At 63.3% G+C, this 19,403-nt stretch carries 21 protein-coding genes and 1 pseudogene; 15 read left to right on the top strand and 7 right to left on the bottom strand.

All coding sequences use genetic code 11. The annotated features are described in order from the left end of the window. The 6 genes and pseudogenes from LH128_RS00740 to LH128_RS00720 all read left to right on the top strand — a co-directional run. Positions 1 to 284: pseudogene (locus tag LH128_RS00740) on the top strand (mannose-1-phosphate guanylyltransferase); the annotation flags it as partial. A gap of 166 nt (positions 285 to 450) precedes the next feature. Then, positions 451 to 1,203, top strand: coding sequence for an HAD-IIB family hydrolase (locus LH128_RS00735; protein ID WP_008827648.1), 753 nt, complete (start codon positions 451 to 453; stop codon positions 1,201 to 1,203). Between the two features lie 44 nt (positions 1,204 to 1,247). Further along, positions 1,248 to 1,805 (top strand): hypothetical protein, encoded by a 558-nt coding sequence (locus LH128_RS00730; protein WP_008827647.1) that lies wholly within the window; start codon positions 1,248 to 1,250, stop codon positions 1,803 to 1,805. Positions 1,806 to 1,893: 88 nt separating this feature from the next. Continuing rightward, positions 1,894 to 2,352 (top strand): Dps family protein, encoded by a 459-nt coding sequence (locus tag LH128_RS00725; protein ID WP_008827646.1) that lies wholly within the window; start codon positions 1,894 to 1,896, stop codon positions 2,350 to 2,352. A gap of 54 nt (positions 2,353 to 2,406) precedes the next feature. Then, positions 2,407 to 2,535: a hypothetical protein gene (locus LH128_RS34240; RefSeq protein ID WP_327195008.1), complete on the top strand. Its 129-nt coding sequence runs from the start codon at positions 2,407 to 2,409 to the stop codon at positions 2,533 to 2,535. 531 nt (positions 2,536 to 3,066) lie between these two features. Beyond that, complete coding sequence (locus LH128_RS00720; protein ID WP_008827645.1) at positions 3,067 to 3,327, top strand: hypothetical protein; 261 nt, start codon at positions 3,067 to 3,069, stop codon at positions 3,325 to 3,327. Between the two features lie 511 nt (positions 3,328 to 3,838). Here the strand turns inward: LH128_RS00720 and LH128_RS00715 are convergent. From LH128_RS00715 to LH128_RS00700, 4 genes are read right to left on the bottom strand one after another with little or no spacing between them, the layout of a single operon-like run. Further along, entirely contained in the window at positions 3,839 to 4,450 is a 612-nt protein-coding gene (locus tag LH128_RS00715; protein ID WP_327195007.1) for a hypothetical protein, read from the bottom strand. Positions 4,451 to 4,459: 9 nt separating this feature from the next. Continuing rightward, positions 4,460 to 5,356: a hypothetical protein gene (locus LH128_RS00710; RefSeq protein WP_037516833.1), complete on the bottom strand. Its 897-nt coding sequence runs from the start codon at positions 5,354 to 5,356 to the stop codon at positions 4,460 to 4,462. 6 nt (positions 5,357 to 5,362) lie between these two features. Then, positions 5,363 to 6,160 (bottom strand): hypothetical protein, encoded by a 798-nt coding sequence (locus LH128_RS31090; protein ID WP_008827643.1) that lies wholly within the window; start codon positions 6,158 to 6,160, stop codon positions 5,363 to 5,365. 17 nt (positions 6,161 to 6,177) lie between these two features. Then, positions 6,178 to 6,438 carry a DUF6429 family protein gene (locus LH128_RS00700; RefSeq protein ID WP_008827642.1) on the bottom strand — a complete coding sequence of 87 codons (261 nt, stop codon included), beginning with the start codon at positions 6,436 to 6,438 and terminating at the stop codon, positions 6,178 to 6,180. 478 nt (positions 6,439 to 6,916) lie between these two features. On the opposite strand from LH128_RS00700, the gene LH128_RS00695 reads away from it, so the two are divergent. The 4 genes from LH128_RS00695 (at position 6,917) to LH128_RS00680 (ending at position 9,726) form a co-directional block, all read left to right on the top strand. After that, the gene (locus LH128_RS00695; protein ID WP_008827641.1) at positions 6,917 to 7,534 is read left to right on the top strand and encodes a 6-phosphogluconolactonase; all 618 of its coding nucleotides are present in this window, start codon (positions 6,917 to 6,919) and stop codon (positions 7,532 to 7,534) included. After that, a complete protein-coding gene (locus LH128_RS00690) occupies positions 7,522 to 7,992 on the top strand; it encodes an NUDIX domain-containing protein (protein WP_008827640.1) in 471 nt (156 codons plus the stop codon). The genes LH128_RS00695 and LH128_RS00690 overlap by 13 nt, the downstream gene beginning before the upstream one ends. A gap of 168 nt (positions 7,993 to 8,160) precedes the next feature. Beyond that, positions 8,161 to 9,114, top strand: coding sequence for an FkbM family methyltransferase (locus tag LH128_RS00685; protein WP_083910016.1), 954 nt, complete (start codon positions 8,161 to 8,163; stop codon positions 9,112 to 9,114). Positions 9,115 to 9,273: 159 nt separating this feature from the next. Continuing rightward, complete coding sequence (locus LH128_RS00680) at positions 9,274 to 9,726, top strand: hypothetical protein (protein ID WP_008827638.1); 453 nt, start codon at positions 9,274 to 9,276, stop codon at positions 9,724 to 9,726. An 83-nt stretch (positions 9,727 to 9,809) separates the two neighbouring features. On the opposite strand, the gene acnA is transcribed toward LH128_RS00680, so the two are convergent. Further along, the gene (gene acnA, locus LH128_RS00675; RefSeq protein WP_008827637.1) at positions 9,810 to 12,485 is read right to left on the bottom strand and encodes an aconitate hydratase AcnA; all 2,676 of its coding nucleotides are present in this window, start codon (positions 12,483 to 12,485) and stop codon (positions 9,810 to 9,812) included. Positions 12,486 to 12,628: 143 nt separating this feature from the next. Beyond that, positions 12,629 to 13,528, bottom strand: coding sequence for a DMT family transporter (locus tag LH128_RS00670; protein ID WP_008827636.1), 900 nt, complete (start codon positions 13,526 to 13,528; stop codon positions 12,629 to 12,631). Positions 13,529 to 13,703: 175 nt separating this feature from the next. On the opposite strand from LH128_RS00670, the gene LH128_RS00665 reads away from it, so the two are divergent. The 5 genes from LH128_RS00665 (at position 13,704) to LH128_RS32920 (ending at position 18,092) form a co-directional block, all read left to right on the top strand. Continuing rightward, positions 13,704 to 15,155: a L,D-transpeptidase family protein gene (locus LH128_RS00665; RefSeq protein ID WP_008827635.1), complete on the top strand. Its 1,452-nt coding sequence runs from the start codon at positions 13,704 to 13,706 to the stop codon at positions 15,153 to 15,155. Between the two features lie 342 nt (positions 15,156 to 15,497). Continuing rightward, positions 15,498 to 15,791: a hypothetical protein gene (locus tag LH128_RS00660; protein WP_008827634.1), complete on the top strand. Its 294-nt coding sequence runs from the start codon at positions 15,498 to 15,500 to the stop codon at positions 15,789 to 15,791. Between the two features lie 217 nt (positions 15,792 to 16,008). Next, positions 16,009 to 16,269, top strand: coding sequence for a hypothetical protein (locus tag LH128_RS00655; protein WP_008827633.1), 261 nt, complete (start codon positions 16,009 to 16,011; stop codon positions 16,267 to 16,269). A gap of 650 nt (positions 16,270 to 16,919) precedes the next feature. Continuing rightward, positions 16,920 to 17,717 carry a M48 family metalloprotease gene (locus LH128_RS00650; protein ID WP_037516829.1) on the top strand — a complete coding sequence of 266 codons (798 nt, stop codon included), beginning with the start codon at positions 16,920 to 16,922 and terminating at the stop codon, positions 17,715 to 17,717. A gap of 144 nt (positions 17,718 to 17,861) precedes the next feature. Then, positions 17,862 to 18,092: a hypothetical protein gene (locus tag LH128_RS32920; RefSeq protein ID WP_172704853.1), complete on the top strand. Its 231-nt coding sequence runs from the start codon at positions 17,862 to 17,864 to the stop codon at positions 18,090 to 18,092. Positions 18,093 to 18,197: 105 nt separating this feature from the next. On the opposite strand, the gene LH128_RS00645 is transcribed toward LH128_RS32920, so the two are convergent. Further along, positions 18,198 to 19,379 carry a pyridoxal phosphate-dependent aminotransferase gene (locus LH128_RS00645; RefSeq protein WP_008827631.1) on the bottom strand — a complete coding sequence of 394 codons (1,182 nt, stop codon included), beginning with the start codon at positions 19,377 to 19,379 and terminating at the stop codon, positions 18,198 to 18,200. Between the last annotated feature and the right edge of the window lie 24 nt (positions 19,380 to 19,403).

Raw genomic sequence — 19,403 nt, 5'->3', positions numbered from 1 at the left:
CCCGCGCGGCGATGGTGCCCGCCGACATGGACTGGTCCGACATCGGCAACTGGCAGGCGCTGCACGAGGCGCTGGAGACTGACGCCGACGGCAATTCGGTGCGCGGTTCGGGCACGGTCGAGTTGGTCGATTGCCGGGGTGTGCTGGTCGACAGCGACGGCCCCCGCGTCTCGGTGATCGGGCTGGAGGACGTGATCGTCGTCGTCGACGGCGACGACATCATGATCACCACGGTTGCGGGCGTGCAGAAAGTGGGCAAGCTCGCCGGTGCCGTCAACCAATAGGCGTTGAGCGAAAGGCGCTTGTGCCTGACCTCAAAGTTTCCCAATGGCGGGGCATGGCAGTGTACGGCCGATTGGTCATCACAAGGTCGGTTTCTGCGATATCACGGAGGCCGTTTCATGAACCTTCTGATCATCGGGTTTCTCACCGGTTCTTAAAGGATGTCGAATGAAGAAAATCGTTGCGTTCGATCTCGACGGTACTCTGGCGCTGAGCAAGCAGCCGCTGACGGAGGAGATGGCGGAGCTTCTCGCTCAGTTGCTCACCGTTGCGCAGGTGGCCGTCATTTCGGGCGGCGACTGGCCGCAGTTCGACAAGCAGGTCGCCAGCCGTCTCCCCGCGCATGCCGATCTCTCGCGCTTGTGGATGATGCCGACCAGCGGCGCCAAGCTCTACCTGCATGGCGACGGCGCGTGGTCGCCGGTCTATGCCGAACTGTTCACCGAGGAGCAGAAGCAAGAAATCCTCGACGCGTTCGACGCCTCGCTCGCCGCCACCGGCTTCACGCCCGAGGAGACCTGGGGTGAGCGTATCGAGGATCGCGGCAGCCAGATCACCTTCTCGGCACTGGGCCAGCAGGCCCCGCTGGAGGCGAAGGAGCACTGGGATCCGGACTTCGCCAAGCGTAAGGTGATCCAGGCTGATCTCATCAAGCGCCTTCCGGGCGTGTCGATCAACCTCGGCGGTGCGACTTCGGTGGATGTGACTCAGCCCGGCGTCGACAAGGCCTGGGGTCTGCGCCGCCTTGCCGAGCGCAGCGGGGTGGCGGAAGCCGACATGCTGTTCATCGGCGATGCGATCTTCCCGGGCGGCAACGACTATCCGGCCAAGGCGATGGGCCTCGACACCGTCTGCGTGCGTGATCCGGCCGATACCGCCAATGTGATCACAGCGATCGTCGCCTGCCAGAAGGCGGGCTGAGAGGGCTCGCCCGGAGTGCCGGACGCGGGCATGGTACAGGCCTAATGCCCGCTTTCTACCTCACCTTTCTGGCCGTCCTGCTGGCGGGGCTCGGCGCGCGTGATCAAGTCACGATCGCCGGGCTCGCGCTCGGTCAGGGACGGCGTCCGGCCGTGCTGGTCGTGGCAATCCTCACCAGCATCGCGACAGCGACGCTGGCGGCCTATGCGGCTGCGCTCATGCTCGTCCAGTTACCGCCGCCCGCGCGCACCATTTTCGCGGCCATCGCCCTCGGTATGGCCGGGCTTGAATCCATGGTGCTAGCGCCCCGCCGCGATCCGCGCGAGCCGACCAGCTCGCTTGGCGCGCTCGCACTGGTATTGCTGGCGCATCAGCTCACAGATGCGCCGCGCTTTCTCGTTTTTGGCATGGGTGTGGGACTTGCCGGTCCATGGCCGGCAGGAGCCGCCGGAGCTATAGGAGGCACGATGCTTGTCGCTTTTGCGTGGGCGAGGCCCGACCTTCTGGCGACGCCGGTGGCGCATGGGATGCGCCGGGTGGTCGGCGCCGTACTGCTGGTCACGGCGATCACCGTGTTCCTCCGGCAAATCGGCATTCTGTGATCGATTTTTGCAATCGAACCTATGCTTTCCAATCGCGTTTCTTGGGCTTAGTTCTGTTCACAACACGACAAATCGAGGGAATCCAAACATGACGTCCAAGGACAACTCGCAGGCCGCGCTCATTGACAGCCTCAACGGGCTTTTGGCGGACACTTTCGCGCTCTACGTGAAGACCAAGAATTTTCACTGGCATGTCCGGGGCCCGCAGTTCCATGACCTGCATCTGCTGTTCGATGCCCATGCGACCGAGATCTTCGGCCTGACCGACCTCATCGCCGAGCGGGTGCGCAAGCTCGGCGGCAAAACCCTGACCTCGATCGGGGCGATCGGCGCCAAGGCCACCATCAAGGACGAGGACGACACCAGCCTCGACGCGATGGCGATGGTCAAGGCGTTGTTCGAGGACAATACCGCCTATGTCGCGACCCTGAAGGCGACCAAGGAATTGGCCGGTGAAGCCGGCGACAACGCCACCGACGGGATCATCGACGACTGGACTGACCAGGCCGAGCAGCGCGCCTGGTTCCTGCGTGAAATTCTCGCCTGACCCATTCCGCAGTGGGCAAGGGAGCGCCACGGCGCTCCCCGCGCTCAGAGCGAAATGATCGAAGGCGCAGGCGGCGTCGCTATTGCCATGCGGTTCGCCGAGGGCGTGAGCGCGGCGGTGGGCATCCCGGATGATATCGCCGGCCCCGGCCGTGCGCGCTCCTCGCGCATTTACGATATTTGACCTGCGTGTTGCAGAAGCACTGTGGTCGTGGCCGCGCCAGTAACCAATAGGCTGACGCAAGTTGCCGCTGAAATTTCAATACACAAATGGGCGCATTTCCTGCGGGGCGACATGGGCGTGTCCATTTGCTGGAACACCAACAACGCACATATCCGGCAAAAATATTGACTTTACAAATTTTAAGGATCTACCGCCTGCAAGACTTTCACACATATCCTTCTTCGGCGAAAAAGCGCAGCGGATTATGCCAAATTAGGCAGAAACCCATTTTTTCCTCTGATCGAGGATCTACTTTTCACACGCTAATTTTGCCGTGATCTTTAGCTAATTCAAAATATGCACAGCGATTCATCGCTGGCAGAGCACGCTTTATCCATGCGCGCTTGAGTTGCGATGGACCTTTCCGCACCCATTGTGCACTGCAGCGAATAGTGTCCGATCTTCCCGGCCAACTTGAATGTATGCTGCAGGTCACTTCGGTGAAATCAGGGCGGCAGTGAGGATCCCTTTCTCGACGTCGAAAGGATATTTATGATCAAGAAAACTCTGCTCTCTCTGAGCGTCGCGGCGATGGTTGCCGCTCCTGTGGCGGCCCAGGCTGGCACCACCGCTTCGGCTTCGGTTGGTAAGATTTCCAACCTCAGCGGCGTTGGCGCTCGTCAGTCGTCCGTTGTTAAGAAGAAGAACAACGCTGAATCCGGCACCATCATTCTCGCCGCTCTTGGCGTGGCTGCGGTAGGCGCTGGCATCTACGTCATCGCTGACGATGATAACAAGTCGAACGGCTCCTGATCTTTTTCGGGAACGCAGACTAAGAGTGGGATGGCCGGGGCGGCATACCGCCCCGGCCATTTCGTTTTGTGCAGGCTTTCGTACCGAGCAGACAAGTTGCCAAGTCGTCACGTAGGTCACTGGCCTGGGCATGGGCCGGAATTGTGAGGGCATCCAGGCGGAGCCCCGTCAGGCGCGCACCAGACGAGTCGGAAGGAGAGGGGGCGGGTGGTGGAACACCTCAACGAGTAAGGGCCCGCTACTTCGAGGTGCGCCTGTCGCCGTTGACCCCCGGCCTGTGACGTACCCCTGTCTCACGGCACCCGCGCCGCCAGAAGTACTGGTACCGGCGCCGGACATCAACATTGCCGCGCAGGCAATATTCGCCGAATGGGGTACGCCCAGATCAGTTGGGGCGAGGCGCAAAACACTTTGCCTCACAGACGATCCCCGCCGCACCTTTCAATGCCCGGCGCCGGGGCAGCAACGTCTGATCCGCACGCTCGACGGGGGTGGCTCGGCGCACGGCGCTTCACGAGCGCGAGCGTAAGGATCTGAGAAAGCCCATCAGCCTGTGCTTGCGTCGATGCGTCGTCATCAACTCGTCGAGATAGTGATGCCACTCGGCGGTTCTGCCGAGCGTTATGAACCCGCACGCAGCCCGCTCGAGCCAGAAAGCGGCAAGGTCGTATCGGCTCGAGTGCCCGCTCTCGATGATGGGGGACGCCATCTTCACCGCAAAACCGGCAGCCCATTCAGGGCGGGCCTTGAGCGCGGCATTGGTTAGCCTAACGAGCGCTTCGTCGCGGGCATAATGCAATCGTGGGTTGGCGTGTTCGATGCTTGCGATCGCGTCATCGAGCCTACCTTCATCAAGCAGGATGTCGATGCGGTCGACGGCGTAAGCGGCGGCGATCAGGCGACCGAGCAGTTCTTCTCGCACTGTGTCCCACTGATGGGGCTCGCAGATTTTCGCAGTCGCTCTAAAATCCTCGCGGGCCAGGCTCGTTTCAAACGCGCCGATGGCGGCTAACACCGCCTTTGCGGGCTGACCTGCGAGCGCCGCCCGATCTCGCACCCAGCGACACAGCGTCAGCCATGCGTGAGCGCTTGTGTGGACCGCCGTATCGGGATCAGGCGGCATCGACAGGCCCTAGCCGCCAAGATCGAGCGCGACGTCACACCGCCCGGTGTCCCACACGGCCTTGGCAAGTCCGAGAACATCTTCGGGCGCGCGCAAATGGGTTCTGGCAACGTCCATGGCGTCCTCGATCCGGTCAAGGCGTACCAGCATTCCTGCATGCGCTGGGAAATGCTTCGCGGCGGATGAAAAACGCAGGAACTCCTGGTGGCGATCCATCACGTCCAGCGCCGATAGCCGGACTGCGGTAAGCCGCTCCTCATCGGCATCGCTGCTGCCGATCAGCGGCCAGGTCGAGCCACGACCGGCCAGGAGATCATCGAGGCCGGGGTCGTCCCATCGGCGCGAAGCGGCGGCGATGGCCAGCTCGAATGCACCGCTATCGCTGTATTTGGCAATTTCGTGCTGGCAGCGGCTGAGCGAGTCGCAGGCATCGTCGCAGGACTCCCGGGTGACGCTCTCGAGAAGAACGGCAACCGCAATCCGCTCGTTGAGAATCGCCAGCAGGTCCTCGAAGCAGCCATCGCGCTCGTCGCAATTGCCTGCGACCTCGGCGAGCCCTCGCGCCAGAGGGATCAGGATCGCCAGCGCACTGACACCGTCTTTCGCGGTAAGCAATGTGTTCGCCTGCGCAACCAGTTCATCGAGTGCTTCGTAGTCGACTTCGAACAGGGTATCGTGCCGATAGCCTCCTCGGAATTCCACGAACGGTGGCGCGAGCAATGCGGCAATCCGCGCTTCGAATGGTGCCGGATCCAGCCCGGCACCGTCATTCAGCGAGTTCTGGATAGCCAGTTGCGCCGCGAGCCAGGTCTTGAACCGGTCGTCGTCGCGTGCATGGCCGTCAATGAGGTCAATCAGTGCTGCGTGGCTGAGCCTCTCGAGCTCGGTCCTGATATCGCTGCTCAAGCGGGTTCACCTGTCGTTGGCGTTCTTATTGTCGGCCTGCCCACCGGTGCGCCGCGAAGGGAAGACCGGTGCCAGGGATTTCATCGCCGCGTCGAAATCCTCTTCCATGTCGATACCCATCGCGATGGCGGAGATCATGGGTTCAACGGCGCGCATGACCAGATCCTCACCCATCAGGTGCGACTGGTAAATCAGTTCATGCAGATCGTGACGCTTCTCCTCGATCTCGTCGGGACCGCCATCACTTGCGGAAAGTGCGAGCATGATCGCAAGGCTTTCACTTTTGCGCAAAGGAACGACGATCCCGAAGCCGACATACCAGGGGCCAAGGTCCACGAAGCGACCCGCTATCAGCACTTCGCCGATCACTTGTACCTGCTGGGCTAGCGCATGATCCATGATATGGATGGGGCGCTGGCGATCCAGCAAATCCAGTGCGTGTACACCCCCGTCCTTGTGACGACCGATCACGCGAAAGATCGAGAAAATGGCTGCAGGCAGGCGCGCAGCGATCGCGGATTTGAGTGGATCGCGCTTGACCGGCAGCTTGCCGGCGATCCGGTCGATAGCGCGGCGCGCGCGTAGCGGATCGCGCCGCGAGAACAGAGCGGTGTCGCTCAGCATTTCTATGGCCGCCGTGTCATCTTCATCGAGGCCGCCGAGATCGAGGACCTCCCACGCGAACCTGCGATCAGCCTGCGTCAGCTTGACGACACACAAGTCAAGAACGTCGTTGAACGCCTGCCGCACTGCCGCATAGCCGGTCACTGCGATGACCTCGCTCTCGGTCTCCAAAGCCGCCATTGGGTGCCTTTCCTCGACTACGGCGTCGTTTCTGACCCGGAAGTTTCGTCATTTCCAGAGCTGAACAGCGATCTGAACGCGTTTTCCGCAGCGGCATCACCCTCCTCGGTGAACCACACCGACTTGCGTCGCCGTGCGGGGTCGGAAATGAGCCCGCGCTCGTGAAGGCGGTTCATCGTTGCCCAGTCGAAGCCTTTCCACGCCACGCCCGTTACGTGCTGGTTGAGCCAAAGCAATGCGAGTATGGCTTCATCCACCTTGTCCTTGGCAATCTCCATGCTTCTCGTCCTGGCGCGCGTATGGCTAAAGGCCGCATTGCCGCTCGTGCCTGATCGCGCGAACTTGGCGGCCACAAAAACTCCGTCGTCTGGCAATGAGACGATAGCATGACGACGTCAGGAGGGGAAACCTCGGTCCTGACGATTGCCGGAGCATCACGTGGCGCGGGAGCTCGTAGCTGGGGCGGCGAGGCGATGCATCATCCCTACGGGTAAGCGATACAACGAACTGTGCCGGGCCGGATCCGATCAAGCCGCACATGCAACCAGATGTCAGGAGCTTCGCAAGGGTGCCGCGCGGCTTGCAAGGGGTTCAGGAAGGGCGGGAGAAGCCAATCGGCCGGAGAAGCCGGCGATAACGCCACTGACGGTATTATCGACGACCGGGCCGACCAAGCCGAGCAGCGCGCCCGGTTCCTGCGCGAGAATCTCGCTTGGCCCATTCCGCAGCGAGCGGCGGAGTGCTAGGGCGCTCCCTATGCTCAACGTCGAAATGATCGAAGGCGCCGACGACGCTGCCATCGCCACCTGGTTTGCCGCGCGCCTGCGCAGTGCGCTGGCTATATCTACCGAGATCGCCGTGACCGTGCCGGGCGGCTCCACGCCTTTCCCGATCTTCGAGCGGCTTGCGGCCGAGGATCTCCCGTGGCCGCGCATTGCGGTGTGGCCGGGCGATGACCGCATCGTTGCCGAGGACCATCCCGCCAGCAACGTTGGCAAGATCCGCGCCCGGCTCGAGCCCGCCGGTGCGAGGATCGTCCCGCTGACCGAGGATGCGACGCCGCCGCATTTCGCCATCGCATGGCTGGGGATGGGCGGCGATGGTCATATCGCCTCGCTGTTCCCCAATACCGACCCCCAGGTCGATGATGCGCTGCCGGTTCGTCGGCTAACCCCCGATCCGCTCCCTCCCGAGGCGCCGTTTGATCGGGTGAGCCTCACCATCCCCTCGCTCATCGATAGCGACGAGATCGTGTTCGTCATCCGGGGTGCCGACAAGCGCGCGGTATTCGACGCGGCGATTGCCGGGGAGCATGACCTGCCCGTCGCCCGCCTGCTGCGTACAACTAGCGCGAAAGTCACTTGCTTCTGCTGATCCGTTTGCCCGCGCCGCTGCACCGGGCGCTCTACCGGGCGGCGCATGCGATACGCGTGAAGGTCTGGCGCGTATGGCGTCCGCGCCTCGACGGGGTGCGCATACTGGCGCTCGATGCGGATGAGCGCATCCTGCTGGTACGCCATTCCTATGGCTCGGACAAATGGATGCCGCCTGGAGGCGGCCTCAAATCCGGCGAGGACCCGGTCGCCGCTGCGGTGCGTGAAACTCTGGAGGAGACCGGCTGCGCACTCGTTGGCGCGCGCTTGCTGACAGTGAGCACCGAGGAACTGCACGGCAGCCGCAATGTTGTGCGGGTCGTGCGCGGGGCCGCCCGCGGCGAGCCGCGCGCCGATGGGCGCGAAATCGTTGAGGCGTGCTTCTTCGCCCTGGATGACTTGCCGCAGCACATGCCGCGTGGGCTGGCGGAGGAGATCAGGCACTGGGCGGCAGTTTGACAAGGCGTGCTGGCGACGCGCCCTTGTGCAAGGGAAGGCTGCTGGTCTGGAGGTTCGCAATTCGCGGGCGCCGCAGCGCGAAGCCGCTGCCTGGATGACATCCGATTTACGAGAACGGTCATCATCGTCAGTTATCATGTCACCAATATACACACTGGTGATAATGCGATGAGCCCGCGCTACGGTCGCAAAACGGCAGTGACAACGTGGTTGATTGTCCCAGTACCCGGCCATTTTCAGGGCTGGTATCCAGCGAGCCGGATGAACAATTTCCCGGCATCAGAGCTAATGAAGTTGCAAAGCTTGCGTTTTCACTTTGCGCGCCTTGCTCGGGAACTCGGCAGTCAGATTTCCATTGGTACCCGTCGCTACCGCGTGAAGGGCTACCTTCCAAGCCAGTTTGCCGTCGAAATGGGGCCCGAGCCGTACCTTGCCAAGCCACTGGGCGCCGCGATGGCTTCGCGGGCTGGCCCGATCGTTGATGTCGGAGTGAACAAGGGGCAGACGTTGCTGCGCATCCTGTCGATCGACGCGGACAGAGAATATGTCGGATTCGAGCCGCAGTCTGCATGTTGCGCGCTCGCTCAGCTTTTCATCAAGGACAACGCCCTTCGTAACGTGACGGTGGTCGGCGTTGCGCTCAGCGACAGTGATTGCCTCCTGCCGTTCTACGCGGAGGGGGCTTACGATGAAATGGGGACGCTCGATGTGCAATCGAGGGCTCGGTATGTTGACACTGTGCCGCCCCAGTTCGTTCCGGCGCGCAAAGGGGACGGGGCGTTGCAGGATCTGAACGTGCTCGCGCCGGCCATTATCAAGGTCGGTGTCGAAGGTGCCGAACTGAGCGTATTCCGGGGCTTGTCCGAAACGATCGCACGCGCCCGGCCGATCTGCTTCTTTGAGGTATTGCCGAATTATATGGGCGACGATCGGGAAGCCATCGATAAGGATGTTGCCGCGGCCAATCGCGAGAAGGCGGGAGCAATTTTCCAGTTCTTTCGGGATTCAGGATACCGGATTTACCAGATCGACCTTGCGGGCGAGGAATCGCCGATCGATGCTTTCGATCTCGACAATCCGGGCGCTTTTCTCGGAAGCGACTATGTTGCCCATCCTGTGTAACTGATACGAGGATGCGTGCCCTGTGATCGGCGCGAGCGGCCGCTTCGTGCACCTCTGATCCCGAATGCCGGACGGGATTGACTTGCGACGAACCGCCCGTGGGCAAGCGTGCAAGCGCAAGGTCTTCCATGTCGGCGCTGAGCCCCGTAATGTCAGGGGATGCGTATTCGCTCCCTTCTGCTCGCCGGCCTGCTGATTCCGCTCGGTCCGTCCATTTCCGCCCAAAGTACGCCGCAGCCCACCCGCATCCTCGACGCGAAGAGCGCGCAGCGGTTAGCGGCGAACAAGGGGCTGGCGCTGCAGTGGATCGACTGGAACACGCGCGGCACGGCAGTGGTGCGGCAGGACGATGGCGTCTGGAAGCTGCGCGGTGCACAGGCCGAAGCGGGCGGGGCCGGGCGTCTGTTCCTCGACGGCACCATCTCCGAGATTGGCGCAGACTATTTCACTTTCGAGGGCCGCATCGCCATCACCGATACGCCCGATGCCGGACGCCAGTGCGATAAGACGAAAATCTGGCATTTTGCGATAACACAGAATCGCAAGTATTACCGGCTGCGCGAATTCGAATGGTGTGACAGCCTGACGGATTACATCGATATCTATTTTTGAGGTGCCGCGAGGCAGCATAAAAAACCCCGCCTGGATCGCGCCAGGCGGGGTTTTCGTTTCGGCATCCGACGCGCCGGGTCGGATCAACTCGCGGCGAGGTTGCGCAGCACGTACTGCAGGATGCCGCCGTTGTTGAAGTATTCGACCTCGTTGGCGGTATCGATGCGGCACAGCGCGATGAACGTGAACTGGGTGCCGTCGGGGCGGGTCACCTCGACTTCCACGTCCTGGCGCGGCTTCAGGCTGGCAACGCCCTTGATGGTGAAGGCGCAGTCGCCGTTGAGGGCCAGGCTGTGGCGGCTCTCGCCGTCCTTGAACTGCAGCGGCAGCACGCCCATGCCGACGAGGTTGGAGCGGTGGATGCGCTCGAAGCTTTCGACGATGACCGCGCGCACGCCCAGCAGGTTGGTGCCCTTGGCCGCCCAGTCGCGCGAGGAGCCGGTGCCGTATTCCTTGCCGGCGATGACCACCAGCGGCGTGCCTTGCGCCTTGTACTTCTGCGCGACGTCGTAGACCGCGCCAGGCTCCTCGCCGAAGCGGCTCATTCCGCCTTCGATGCCGGGGACCATCTCGTTGCGGATGCGAATATTGGCGAACGTGCCACGCATCATCACTTCGTGGTGGCCGCGGCGCGAGCCGTAGGAGTTGAAGTCCGCCTTGGCGACCTGGTGCTCCATCAGCCACTTGCCCGCCGGGCTGTCGGCCTTGATGGACCCTGCCGGCGAGATGTGGTCGGTGGTGATCGAATCGCCCAGGATCAGCAGCGGCTTGGCCTCGATGATGTCGGTCACCGGCGCCGGGGTCATCTCCATGCCCTCGAAGTAGGGCGGGTTGGCAACATAGGTGGACCCGGCGCGCCACTTGTAGGTTTCCGAGCCGACCACGTTGATCGCCTGCCAGTGCTTGTCGCCCTTGTAGACGTCGGCGTAACGGGCCTGGAACATCTGGCGGTCGACGGCGGCGGTCATCGTCTCGGCGACTTCGAGGTTGGTGGGCCAGATGTCCTTGAGGAACACATCCACGCCGTCCTTGCTCTTGCCGATCGGGGTGGTGAGGAAGTCCTCCACCACGGTGCCCTTGAGAGCGTAAGCGACGACCAGGGGCGGCGAGGCGAGGAAGTTGGCGCGCACGTCGGGCGAGACACGGCCCTCGAAGTTGCGGTTGCCCGAGATCACCGCGCTGGCGACGAGGCCGTTGTCGTTGATCGCCTTGCTGATCGGCTCGGCCAGCGGGCCGGAGTTGCCGATACAGGTGGTGCAGCCGTAGCCGACGAGGTTGAAGCCGATGTTGTCGAGGTGCGCCTGCAGGCCCGCCTTGTTGAGATAGTCGGTGACGACCTGCGATCCCGGCGCGAGGCTGGTCTTGACCCAGGGCTTGGGCTTCAGACCCAGCTCGTCCGCTTTCTTGGCGACGAGACCGGCGGCCACAAGAACGCTCGGGTTCGAGGTGTTGGTGCAGCTGGTGATCGCCGCGATCATGACGTCGCCGTCACCGATGTCGAAGTCCTTGCCTTCGACGGGGACGCGCTGCGGGGTCTTCTTGTACGTCGCGGCCATATCGGCGTTGAACACGTCGTCCACTTCGGGAAGGGCGACCCAGTCCTGCGGGCGCTTGGGACCGGCGAGCGAGGGCACGACGGTCGACAGGTCCAGCTCCAGCGTGCTGGAGAAGATCGGATCGGGCGCGCCCGGCTCCATCCAGAAACCCTGCTCCTTGGCATAAGCCTCGACGAGGGCGATCTGCTCTTCCTCGCGGCCGGTCAGGCGCAGGTAGTCCAGCGTCTTGCCGTCGATGCCGAAGAAGCCGCAGGTCGCGCCGTATTCGGGGGCCATGTTGGCGAGCGTCGCGCGGTCGGCGAGGCTGAGCGAGGCGAGGCCGGGGCCGAAGTACTCGACGAAGCGGCCGACGACGCCGTGCTTGCGCAGCATCGAGGTGCAGGTGAGCACGAGATCGGTGGCGGTGACGCCTTCCTTCAGCTCGCCCACGAACTTGAAGCCGACGACTTCGGGGATCAGCATCGACACCGGCTGGCCGAGCATCGCGGCCTCGGCCTCGATCCCGCCGACGCCCCAGCCCAGTACGCCGAGCCCGTTGACCATCGTGGTGTGGCTGTCGGTGCCGACGCAGGTATCGGGATAGGCGACCAGTTCACCGTTCTGGTCCTCGCTCGACCACACGGTCTTCGCGATGTTCTCCAGATTGACCTGGTGGCAGATGCCGGTGCCCGGCGGCACCGCATAGAAGTTGGAGAGCGACTTGGAGCCCCACTTGAGGAAGTCGTAGCGCTCCATGTTGCGGGCGTACTCGATCTCCATGTTCTCTTCGAAGGCCTTGGGGTGGCCGAATTCATCGACCATGACCGAGTGATCGATGACGAGGTTCACCGGGACCAGCGGGTTGATCTTGCTGGTGTCGCCGCCGAGCTTGGCGATCGCATCGCGCATGGCGGCAAGATCGACCACGCAGGGGACGCCAGTGAAGTCCTGGAGGAGAACGCGGGCCGGGCGGTACTGGATTTCCTCGCCGGTGACGGGGTTCTTCTGCCAGTCCACTACGGCCTGGATATGCTCGGTGCCGACGGTGAAGCCGCCGTCCTCGAAGCGCAGCAGGTTCTCGAGCAGCACTTTCATCGAGAAGGGGAGGCGGGAAACATCGCCCAGTTTCTCGGATGCCTTGCCTAGCGAGTAGTAAGCGACGGTCTTGCCGCCGACGGTCATGGTGCTGCGGGTGCCGAGCGAGTCCTGTCCGACCTGTGTCATGGTGGGCTTTATCCCCTTTTGTGTAGAGCCTGCCTCGGGGACAACACGATTTGCTGCGTCGTGTTGCAGTGCGACAGGCGGAAATCTCTAGTCCCGGACGTGGGCTCTCGGCGGCCCAAGGTCAAGGGCGCGCGAGGCTAGACTTAGGTGTTGTTTTGGGCGGGGCGCGTGCCGATCCAGCAACCCGTCACGATCAATGCCGCACCTGCCACGATCCCGAGCCCGGGGCGTTCGCCGAACACCATCCAGCCCATGAGCGCGGCCCAGAGAAACCCGGTGTACTCGACCGGCACGAGCACCTGCGCCTCGGCCCGCGCATAGCCCCAGGACAGGAACAGCAGCGCGATGGTGGCGAGCACGGCGCCGAGCAGCGTCCATGCAAGGCTCGCGGCATCGGGCATGGTCCAGTAGAACGGGGCGAACAGGGCGAACAGCACCGTGACATTGAGATTCTGGAACAGCGCGATCTCCACGGGCCCTGCGAGCAGGGCCTGCTTGCGCTGCATGACGAGGTTGAGTGCATAGAATACCGCGGAGAGCACGATGGCGGCGGTGCCCTTGACCGCTTCGGCCCCGTACTGCCCGGCTCCGAAGCGGTCAGCACCGATCACCACCATGCCGACAAGGCCGAGCAGGGCGGCGAAGATAGCGCGCGGCCGGATCGTCTCGCCCAGCAGCAGCGCCGCGAAATAGAGCGCGATGATCGGCGCGAAGAACGAGATCGCCATGCCCTCGGCCATCGGGATGCGCACGAGGCCGTAGAAGAACAGCGCCGCCATCACCGAGGTGACGCAAGAGCGCTGGAAGTGGAACAGTGCCACTTTGCGGGTCGGCGTCGGGCGGCCCTTGGCCAGCCACAGCGGGATCGTCAGCAGCGTTCCGAACAGGTTGCGCAGGAGCAGCGCCGTGCCGACGCCGAGAACCAGCGAGGCGGCCTTCATCGCGGCATCCATGACGCTGAATGCGGCGATCCCGGCGACCACGGCCAGGACCGGGGCCAGCACGGGCAAAGCAGGCGGGTTGGGGGTGAAAGCGGCACGCATGACGCCTGCGCCTCTCGCCCGGCGCAAGGTTGTGCGCAAGCAATTCATCGCCGGGACATGTCGCATCCTTGAAGAATGGCGCGTAAACGGGCACATCTATGCGGCGTGGCGGCAACCTTGGAGAGCGCCGCGCGTCTTCCCCCCAAGGTCTCCATCGGGCAGGTTTCAAGGCAATATGGTGAGTTTCAAGCGCTTCGGTTCCAGCGTCGTCTCGGCGCTGACGCTTCTGGCTGTCGGCGTGCAGCCGGTTCAGGCGCAGAAGATCAAGACCGAGAAGTTGCCCGAGGACCTGCTCCCGCCGACCGTCGCGACGCCGACACCCACGGCCCCTGCGACCGCGAGGCCGGTTCGCCCCGCTGCGGTCCCCACCGCGCAGCCCTCCTCTGCCCCGGGCGCCGTGCCGGTACAGGCGCCGACTGTCTCCTCTCCCATCGTGCAGGAAGTGACGCTGGCCGAGCCTGTCATGCCCTGGACTGTGTCGGATGCGCAGGCGCTGCTCTCCACGATCGGCTACATCGGCAAGGAAGGCCTGATCCCGGCCGACTACCAGCCCGCCGCGCTCAAGGCCGCCATCGCCAAGGGTGAGGGCGATGCGCTCGACGCGCTCGCGAGCCGCGTCTTCGCCTGGCTGATCGAGGACCTGCGCGACGGCCGCACGCCGATGCCTGCGCGCGTCCAGTGGTTCGCGGTCGATCCCGACCAGGACACCATGCCCACCCAGCAGATTATGGCGCAGGCGCTGTCCGACCATGACGTTGCCGGTGTCGTCGCCAAGCTCGCGCCGACCAACCCGGATTATGCCGCGCTCAAGGATGCGCTCAACGCCACGCCGATGGCGCAGAAGGATCGCCGCGCGCTGATCCAGGCCAACATGGACCGCTGGCGCTGGCTCGCCCGCGATCTCGGGACCGTCTACCTGATGACCAACGTGCCGGAATTCCAGCTGCGCCTGGTGGTCAAGAACAAGATCCTGCGCACTTACAAGACGGTGGTGGGCAAGCCTGGTCGTACCGCCACCCCGCAGCTGGCCGAGACGGTCAGCGCGGTCGTGTTCAACCCGACCTGGACGGTGCCGCAGTCGATCGTCAAGGGCGAAGGGCTGGGCGCCAAGGTCATGAACAACCCGAAGTGGGCCGCCAACAACGGGTACAAGGGCTACAAGGCCGAGAACGGGATGATCACCGTCGTTCAGCAGCCTGGTCCCAGCAATGCGCTTGGCCTCATGAAGATCGACATGCCTAACCCGCATGCGATCTACCTGCACGACACGCCCGCGAAGTCCTACTTCAACTCCGACGTGCGTGCCTTCAGCCACGGCTGCATCCGCACCGAGCGCGCGGTGGAACTGGGCATGACGATGGCAATCCTGGGCGCCGGCATGTCCGGCACCGATGCCGCCGAACTGTCGCGCGCGGGCGAGTACAAGAAAGTGGCGATGACCCGGACCTTCCCGGTCTATCTCACCTACTTCACCTTCGCCCGTTCGATCGACGGGACGCTGCAGGCGTTCAACGACATCTACGAGCGTGACGCGCCGGTGCTCGCCAGCTTCAAGGCCGCGCGCCAGCTCAAGACCACCCAGCGTGCCAGCGACGAGGCGATCATCCAGCTGGATAACCCGCTGTAAAAGGCATGCCTGGCGAGCGGGAATGGGCCGCCGAGCGGCGCTGCATCCGTGAGCATGCTGGATCAATTCAGCATGGCACGGCCGCTGATGCGGCCCGCTATAAGCGTTAATGCCAGAACTGGTGCGGTGACCCTGCGCGGGCGGAGCTTGTCCAGTTTTTGCTTCGCCATATGTGAAGCCTGCACGTCAGCGCTGCAGGGCGCAACTGCCCAGGGTGCGACCCCGGCCGATCAATCCGCGCTTCGAGCGGCGTATGAGATCAACGCCGCAGCGATGGGGCCGTCCCTTTGCTTGTCGGGCGCGCCGCCGGGCTCCTAAGGCTGAGACGCAAGGAGAGCTGCGATGACTGATCCGAACGACGCCGACCGTATCGATGCTGCTACCAGCCGTATCGTCGACCTCGAGGCTGAACTGGAAGCTTCCGGCACGACAACCCGCGAAGCTGAGGCGTTGGCCCGGGTTCGCGAGGTTCTTCATCAGTGGGTTGATACCGTATCGGCGGTGGTCGCCACACCTGGGGTCGGACGGGTCGTGCTGATTCATGAGAACGGAAGCGAATCGCGCATTGCCTCCCCCGAGCTGCCGTTCCTGCTGGCCGTCCCGGTGACGTTTGGCGCTTTCAGCCAACAGAACTAGCGGTGCCTTGCTCGCCTCGCTGGCACCGCAACAGCGCGCAATGTCTGCGCCGGATTTTGTGGTCCAGAAAGCGACGAGCGTCCCGTCAAACATGATCGATCGGTGTAAATGTTTTGGTGCTATCAATAGGGCGGCCATCGCGTGCGACGCGATAAGCGGCGTTGCGTATCCGGCCCATAGTTCCTAGAATGCCGCGGTGCAGCAATTACTATCATCAATGCGCTTTTTCGTTACGGCGATTGCATTCGCCCTTTGCGGGGCAGCCGCGCGCGCGACGTTCCAGTATGTTGAAACGCGCTGGCAGGTCGTGATTTTCGTGACAATGGCCGCGGTGATGGAGATCAGCGCCGATGATCGCGGTCGCCGTGCCAGCAAACTCCGGTTTGCCGTCAACGCAAGCAGCGCAGCGGCGGCGATCATTGCCGTCAAATGGTACATCGAGGGCGTATCACCGCTGGTTCTGACCTTGCTGCCGTGAACGGGCGCCCGCGTTGCCATTGCCGCGATACCGCTTCGGCAGCGACAATACCGGCTGCACCGAACGACACCTCTCATCGCGATCCGAGCCCCGGCAGGAATGAAACCAGGCGATCCAGGTTCATGTTCCCGTGCCCGTTTGCTGCCCCGGTGCAAATGTGAAGTGGGGCGGAATTACAGCGGTACTGACCCGTTTTTCCTCCTTAAGCGGTCTGGGCCGAATTTTCGTGGTTCTGGCCGCACGCGGCCGCTCGCTTCTGATGATACGCGATGCTTGATGGCAGAGTGCTTTGCGAAGCAAGATGCGAGGTGTGCCCACGTCGCCCAATGGAAAAGGTCGTTTGAAAGCCGCTGGCACGAGCCATTGCAGGGGTGGCCCGTATCTGCTTTGCCAATTGCGGTTTCTCGCAATGCGGCAAGGGCGCTATCATTTCTGGCGGTAAGCTTATTGCGGTAAAAATGAGATTTATGAACACCGGCATTCGAAGTTCCATGGTGCATCGCACCGCTGTCGCTGCACCGAGGCGGTTGCAACATCGGGTTTGCAGATGGGCCCTCGTCCTGCTGGCTCTTGCAGCAGGGGCGCTATCGAGCCCATCGGTTTTCGCGGCGCCGCCGAGCGAACCCTGGCCCGTCGCCTTGCGGGTCCAAATGGCGAAACTGACCACGGTTGGCTACAGACTGAATCTGGCCGCTGTGGATTTGTGCTCCAGCAAGGCCGCCGGTACCGGAATGAGCCTCGACTACATCGGCGCTTATTCCGAAAGTGACCGGCCGGCCGTCTCGCAGCTGCTGAGCATGAATGATAAGCCCCAGATCGCTGCCGTGGTCAAAGGTGGCCCTGCGGACCTTGCGGGTGTCCGCGTGGGTGACGAATTGCTGGCCGTCAATGGTGAAACAGCTGGCGCGATAATCGCCGCTTCACCTGACGCTGCGCTGATCGCCGATGAGATAGAACAGCGCTTGGCACAGCAGCCTGTAGCGAAGGTGATCCAGCTCGGATTGCGCCGTGACGGTAACGCCTTCGAGGTTCACATCCAGCCGCAACTGACTTGCGCAGCGCGCTTCGTGATCAAGACCGGTGAGGGGATCACCGCGTTTTCTGACGGCAGTAACGTCGCGATATCCAGCAAGCTGATCGCATTTGCCGTTAACGACGATGAACTGGCTTTGGTCGCCGGGCATGAATTGGGCCATGTCATCTACCACGACGGGACGGCGGGAAGTCTTGCGGAACGCAGGCGGATGGAGGATCGCGCGGATAGTGTGGGGCTGCGATTGGCCACGTGCGCGGGATTTGACCCCTCGACCGGATTGGAGTTCTGGCTTCGACGTGACGAGCAGGACATGCTCCGACTGTTTCGTGACCCATCGCATCGCTCCCGCAAGGCGCGCGTTCAGCTGATGCGTGATGAAATTCCGAACATTCAGTGCCCATATCGGCCTTGAGTGTAGCTCTCTTGCAGTAATCCCCTGTCCTCTCAGCCGCGCTTGCCGCACTGAGGCGCGAGATCGCAGGATCGGCCGCTCTGGCCGGCTCATTATCGATGGCCGGGCCTTCCGTTCGCGAAGAGCGGTTTGCGACCAGCACCCTTGGCCCAGCCGGATAGGAACGGCGCGCCATCGTTATCTCAGCAAACCAACGATTTCCTGGCCGGCATTCCGTTGCGTCGCCATGACGCGCTGAGCGCCACCGGCATGGAGCGGCGCCCGCATCACCCAGCCATTCTTGAAATGAATGTCGCTGGCCATCGCAAGCGATCCTTCTTGCCCGCAGCGACAATCCGCTTGATCCAGCGGCATTATGCCGCACCAGCGAAATGATCCAGTCTGCGTGTGAGGGCGGCACCGTGATGATACCAGGCGTGGCCACACCCAATGGCCATGCTGGCTGGCTGTTCCCGTTCGGCGGAGATGATACGCGTTAGCTCACCCAGTTAGGATACGGTCCAGTGCCAGCCGAAACTTCGCCATGTCCTCGGCCGAACCCACGGTGATCCGCGACATCCGCGGATAGGCGCTCCATGAGCGGCCGATCTGTACGCCCTGCGCCAGAAACGCCTCGCTCATCTGTTTGGGCGAACGGTCGTTCCATTCGAGAAGGAACATGTTGGCGCGGCTGCCCGGCAGAACCTTCAGGCCCCGTTTCGCGACGTTCGCCAGCGTTTCCTCGCGCGCGGCCTCCATCTGGCTCCGCCGTGCGGCGATCTCGCCCGTCTGCGTCAGCGAGGCGGTCCCGCAGGCGACGGCCGTGATCGGCAGCATCATCGTCACCAGATCGCCGTCGTAGCGCATCATCCGCTTGTGCAGCGCAGGATCGGCCACCGTCAGGCCAAGGCGCATGCCCGCCATCCCGAACAGCTTGGAGAACGACCGCATCACGATCACGTCGCTGCGCGTCGCGGCAAGCGGCATCGCGCTGGGGGCGCCGGCGAAGTGGAGATAGGCTTCGTCCACCAGCACCACCGCGTCCTTGGGCTTGGCGGCGAGCAGCCACTCGATGTCGGCAAGCGGGGTCAGCGTGCCGGTGGGGTTGTTGGGCGTGCAGATATAGTAGAGCCCCCCGTTCGGATCGGCGGAGAGCATCGCGCGCACGTCATGAGCGTTGGTCGGTGTGAGCGGGACTTTCGACACCTTGGCCCCCAGCCATTCGCCCACCTGCCAGATCGGCTCGAAGGTCGGGTCGGCGGTGACGATCCCGCGTGTAGGAGACGCAAACGTGACGGCGATGCGGGCGAGCGGATCGCTCGAGCCCGGCCAGGCGACGACGCGATCTGCAGGCACCCGTTCGACCATTGCGACGGTGTCGCGCAGCTTCTGGATCTCGCCGTCGGGTTCGTAGCGGTTGCCTTGCGTGACCGCCTTCATCGCGGCCTGCACCCCGGCGGGGAAGGGGCCGGTCCAGCACTCGTTGGCGCCGATCCGGACGGTCCCTGTCGCGGCCTTGGGCACTTGCGCGAAGGCAGGCCCAAAGCCTGGCATGACCTGCGTCGCCGCGACCCCGCCGCCGAGCAGCACGGCGATCCGTCCGAAGCTGCGCCGGTCGTAGCCGCGGGTGACGAGGTCGTGCTTCAGGTCGTCGTCAAGCGAAAGGGGAAGCGTGTCGGGCATGGGCGGCTCCAGCTGTGCAGTTGC

It is taken from the genome of Sphingomonas sp. LH128 (genome assembly GCF_000293195.2).
Classification (GTDB): Bacteria; Pseudomonadota; Alphaproteobacteria; order Sphingomonadales; family Sphingomonadaceae; genus Novosphingobium; species Novosphingobium resinovorum_A.
This window is presented reverse-complemented; position numbering and strand designations above follow the sequence as displayed.

Bases quoted from the DNA above. Each gene is read 5' to 3' on its own strand.
- LH128_RS00735 (WP_008827648.1), top strand. From the start codon at position 451: ATGAAGAAAATCGTTGCGTTCGATCTCGACGGTACTCTGGCGCTGAGC.
- LH128_RS00730 (WP_008827647.1), top strand. From the start codon at position 1,248: ATGCCCGCTTTCTACCTCACCTTTCTGGCCGTCCTGCTGGCGGGGCTC.
- LH128_RS00725 (WP_008827646.1), top strand. From the start codon at position 1,894: ATGACGTCCAAGGACAACTCGCAGGCCGCGCTCATTGACAGCCTCAAC.
- LH128_RS34240 (WP_327195008.1), top strand. From the start codon at position 2,407: ATGATCGAAGGCGCAGGCGGCGTCGCTATTGCCATGCGGTTCGCCGAG.
- LH128_RS00720 (WP_008827645.1), top strand. From the start codon at position 3,067: ATGATCAAGAAAACTCTGCTCTCTCTGAGCGTCGCGGCGATGGTTGCC.
- LH128_RS00715 (WP_327195007.1), bottom strand. From the start codon at position 4,450: ATGCCGCCTGATCCCGATACGGCGGTCCACACAAGCGCTCACGCATGG.
- LH128_RS31090 (WP_008827643.1), bottom strand. From the start codon at position 6,160: ATGGCGGCTTTGGAGACCGAGAGCGAGGTCATCGCAGTGACCGGCTAT.
- LH128_RS00700 (WP_008827642.1), bottom strand. From the start codon at position 6,438: ATGGAGATTGCCAAGGACAAGGTGGATGAAGCCATACTCGCATTGCTT.
- LH128_RS00695 (WP_008827641.1), top strand. From the start codon at position 6,917: ATGCTCAACGTCGAAATGATCGAAGGCGCCGACGACGCTGCCATCGCC.
- LH128_RS00685 (WP_083910016.1), top strand. From the start codon at position 8,161: ATGAGCCCGCGCTACGGTCGCAAAACGGCAGTGACAACGTGGTTGATT.
- LH128_RS00680 (WP_008827638.1), top strand. From the start codon at position 9,274: ATGCGTATTCGCTCCCTTCTGCTCGCCGGCCTGCTGATTCCGCTCGGT.
- acnA (WP_008827637.1), bottom strand. From the start codon at position 12,485: ATGACACAGGTCGGACAGGACTCGCTCGGCACCCGCAGCACCATGACC.
- LH128_RS00670 (WP_008827636.1), bottom strand. From the start codon at position 13,528: ATGCGTGCCGCTTTCACCCCCAACCCGCCTGCTTTGCCCGTGCTGGCC.
- LH128_RS00665 (WP_008827635.1), top strand. From the start codon at position 13,704: ATGGTGAGTTTCAAGCGCTTCGGTTCCAGCGTCGTCTCGGCGCTGACG.
- LH128_RS00660 (WP_008827634.1), top strand. From the start codon at position 15,498: ATGACTGATCCGAACGACGCCGACCGTATCGATGCTGCTACCAGCCGT.
- LH128_RS00655 (WP_008827633.1), top strand. From the start codon at position 16,009: ATGCGCTTTTTCGTTACGGCGATTGCATTCGCCCTTTGCGGGGCAGCC.
- LH128_RS00650 (WP_037516829.1), top strand. From the start codon at position 16,920: ATGGCGAAACTGACCACGGTTGGCTACAGACTGAATCTGGCCGCTGTG.
- LH128_RS00645 (WP_008827631.1), bottom strand. From the start codon at position 19,379: ATGCCCGACACGCTTCCCCTTTCGCTTGACGACGACCTGAAGCACGAC.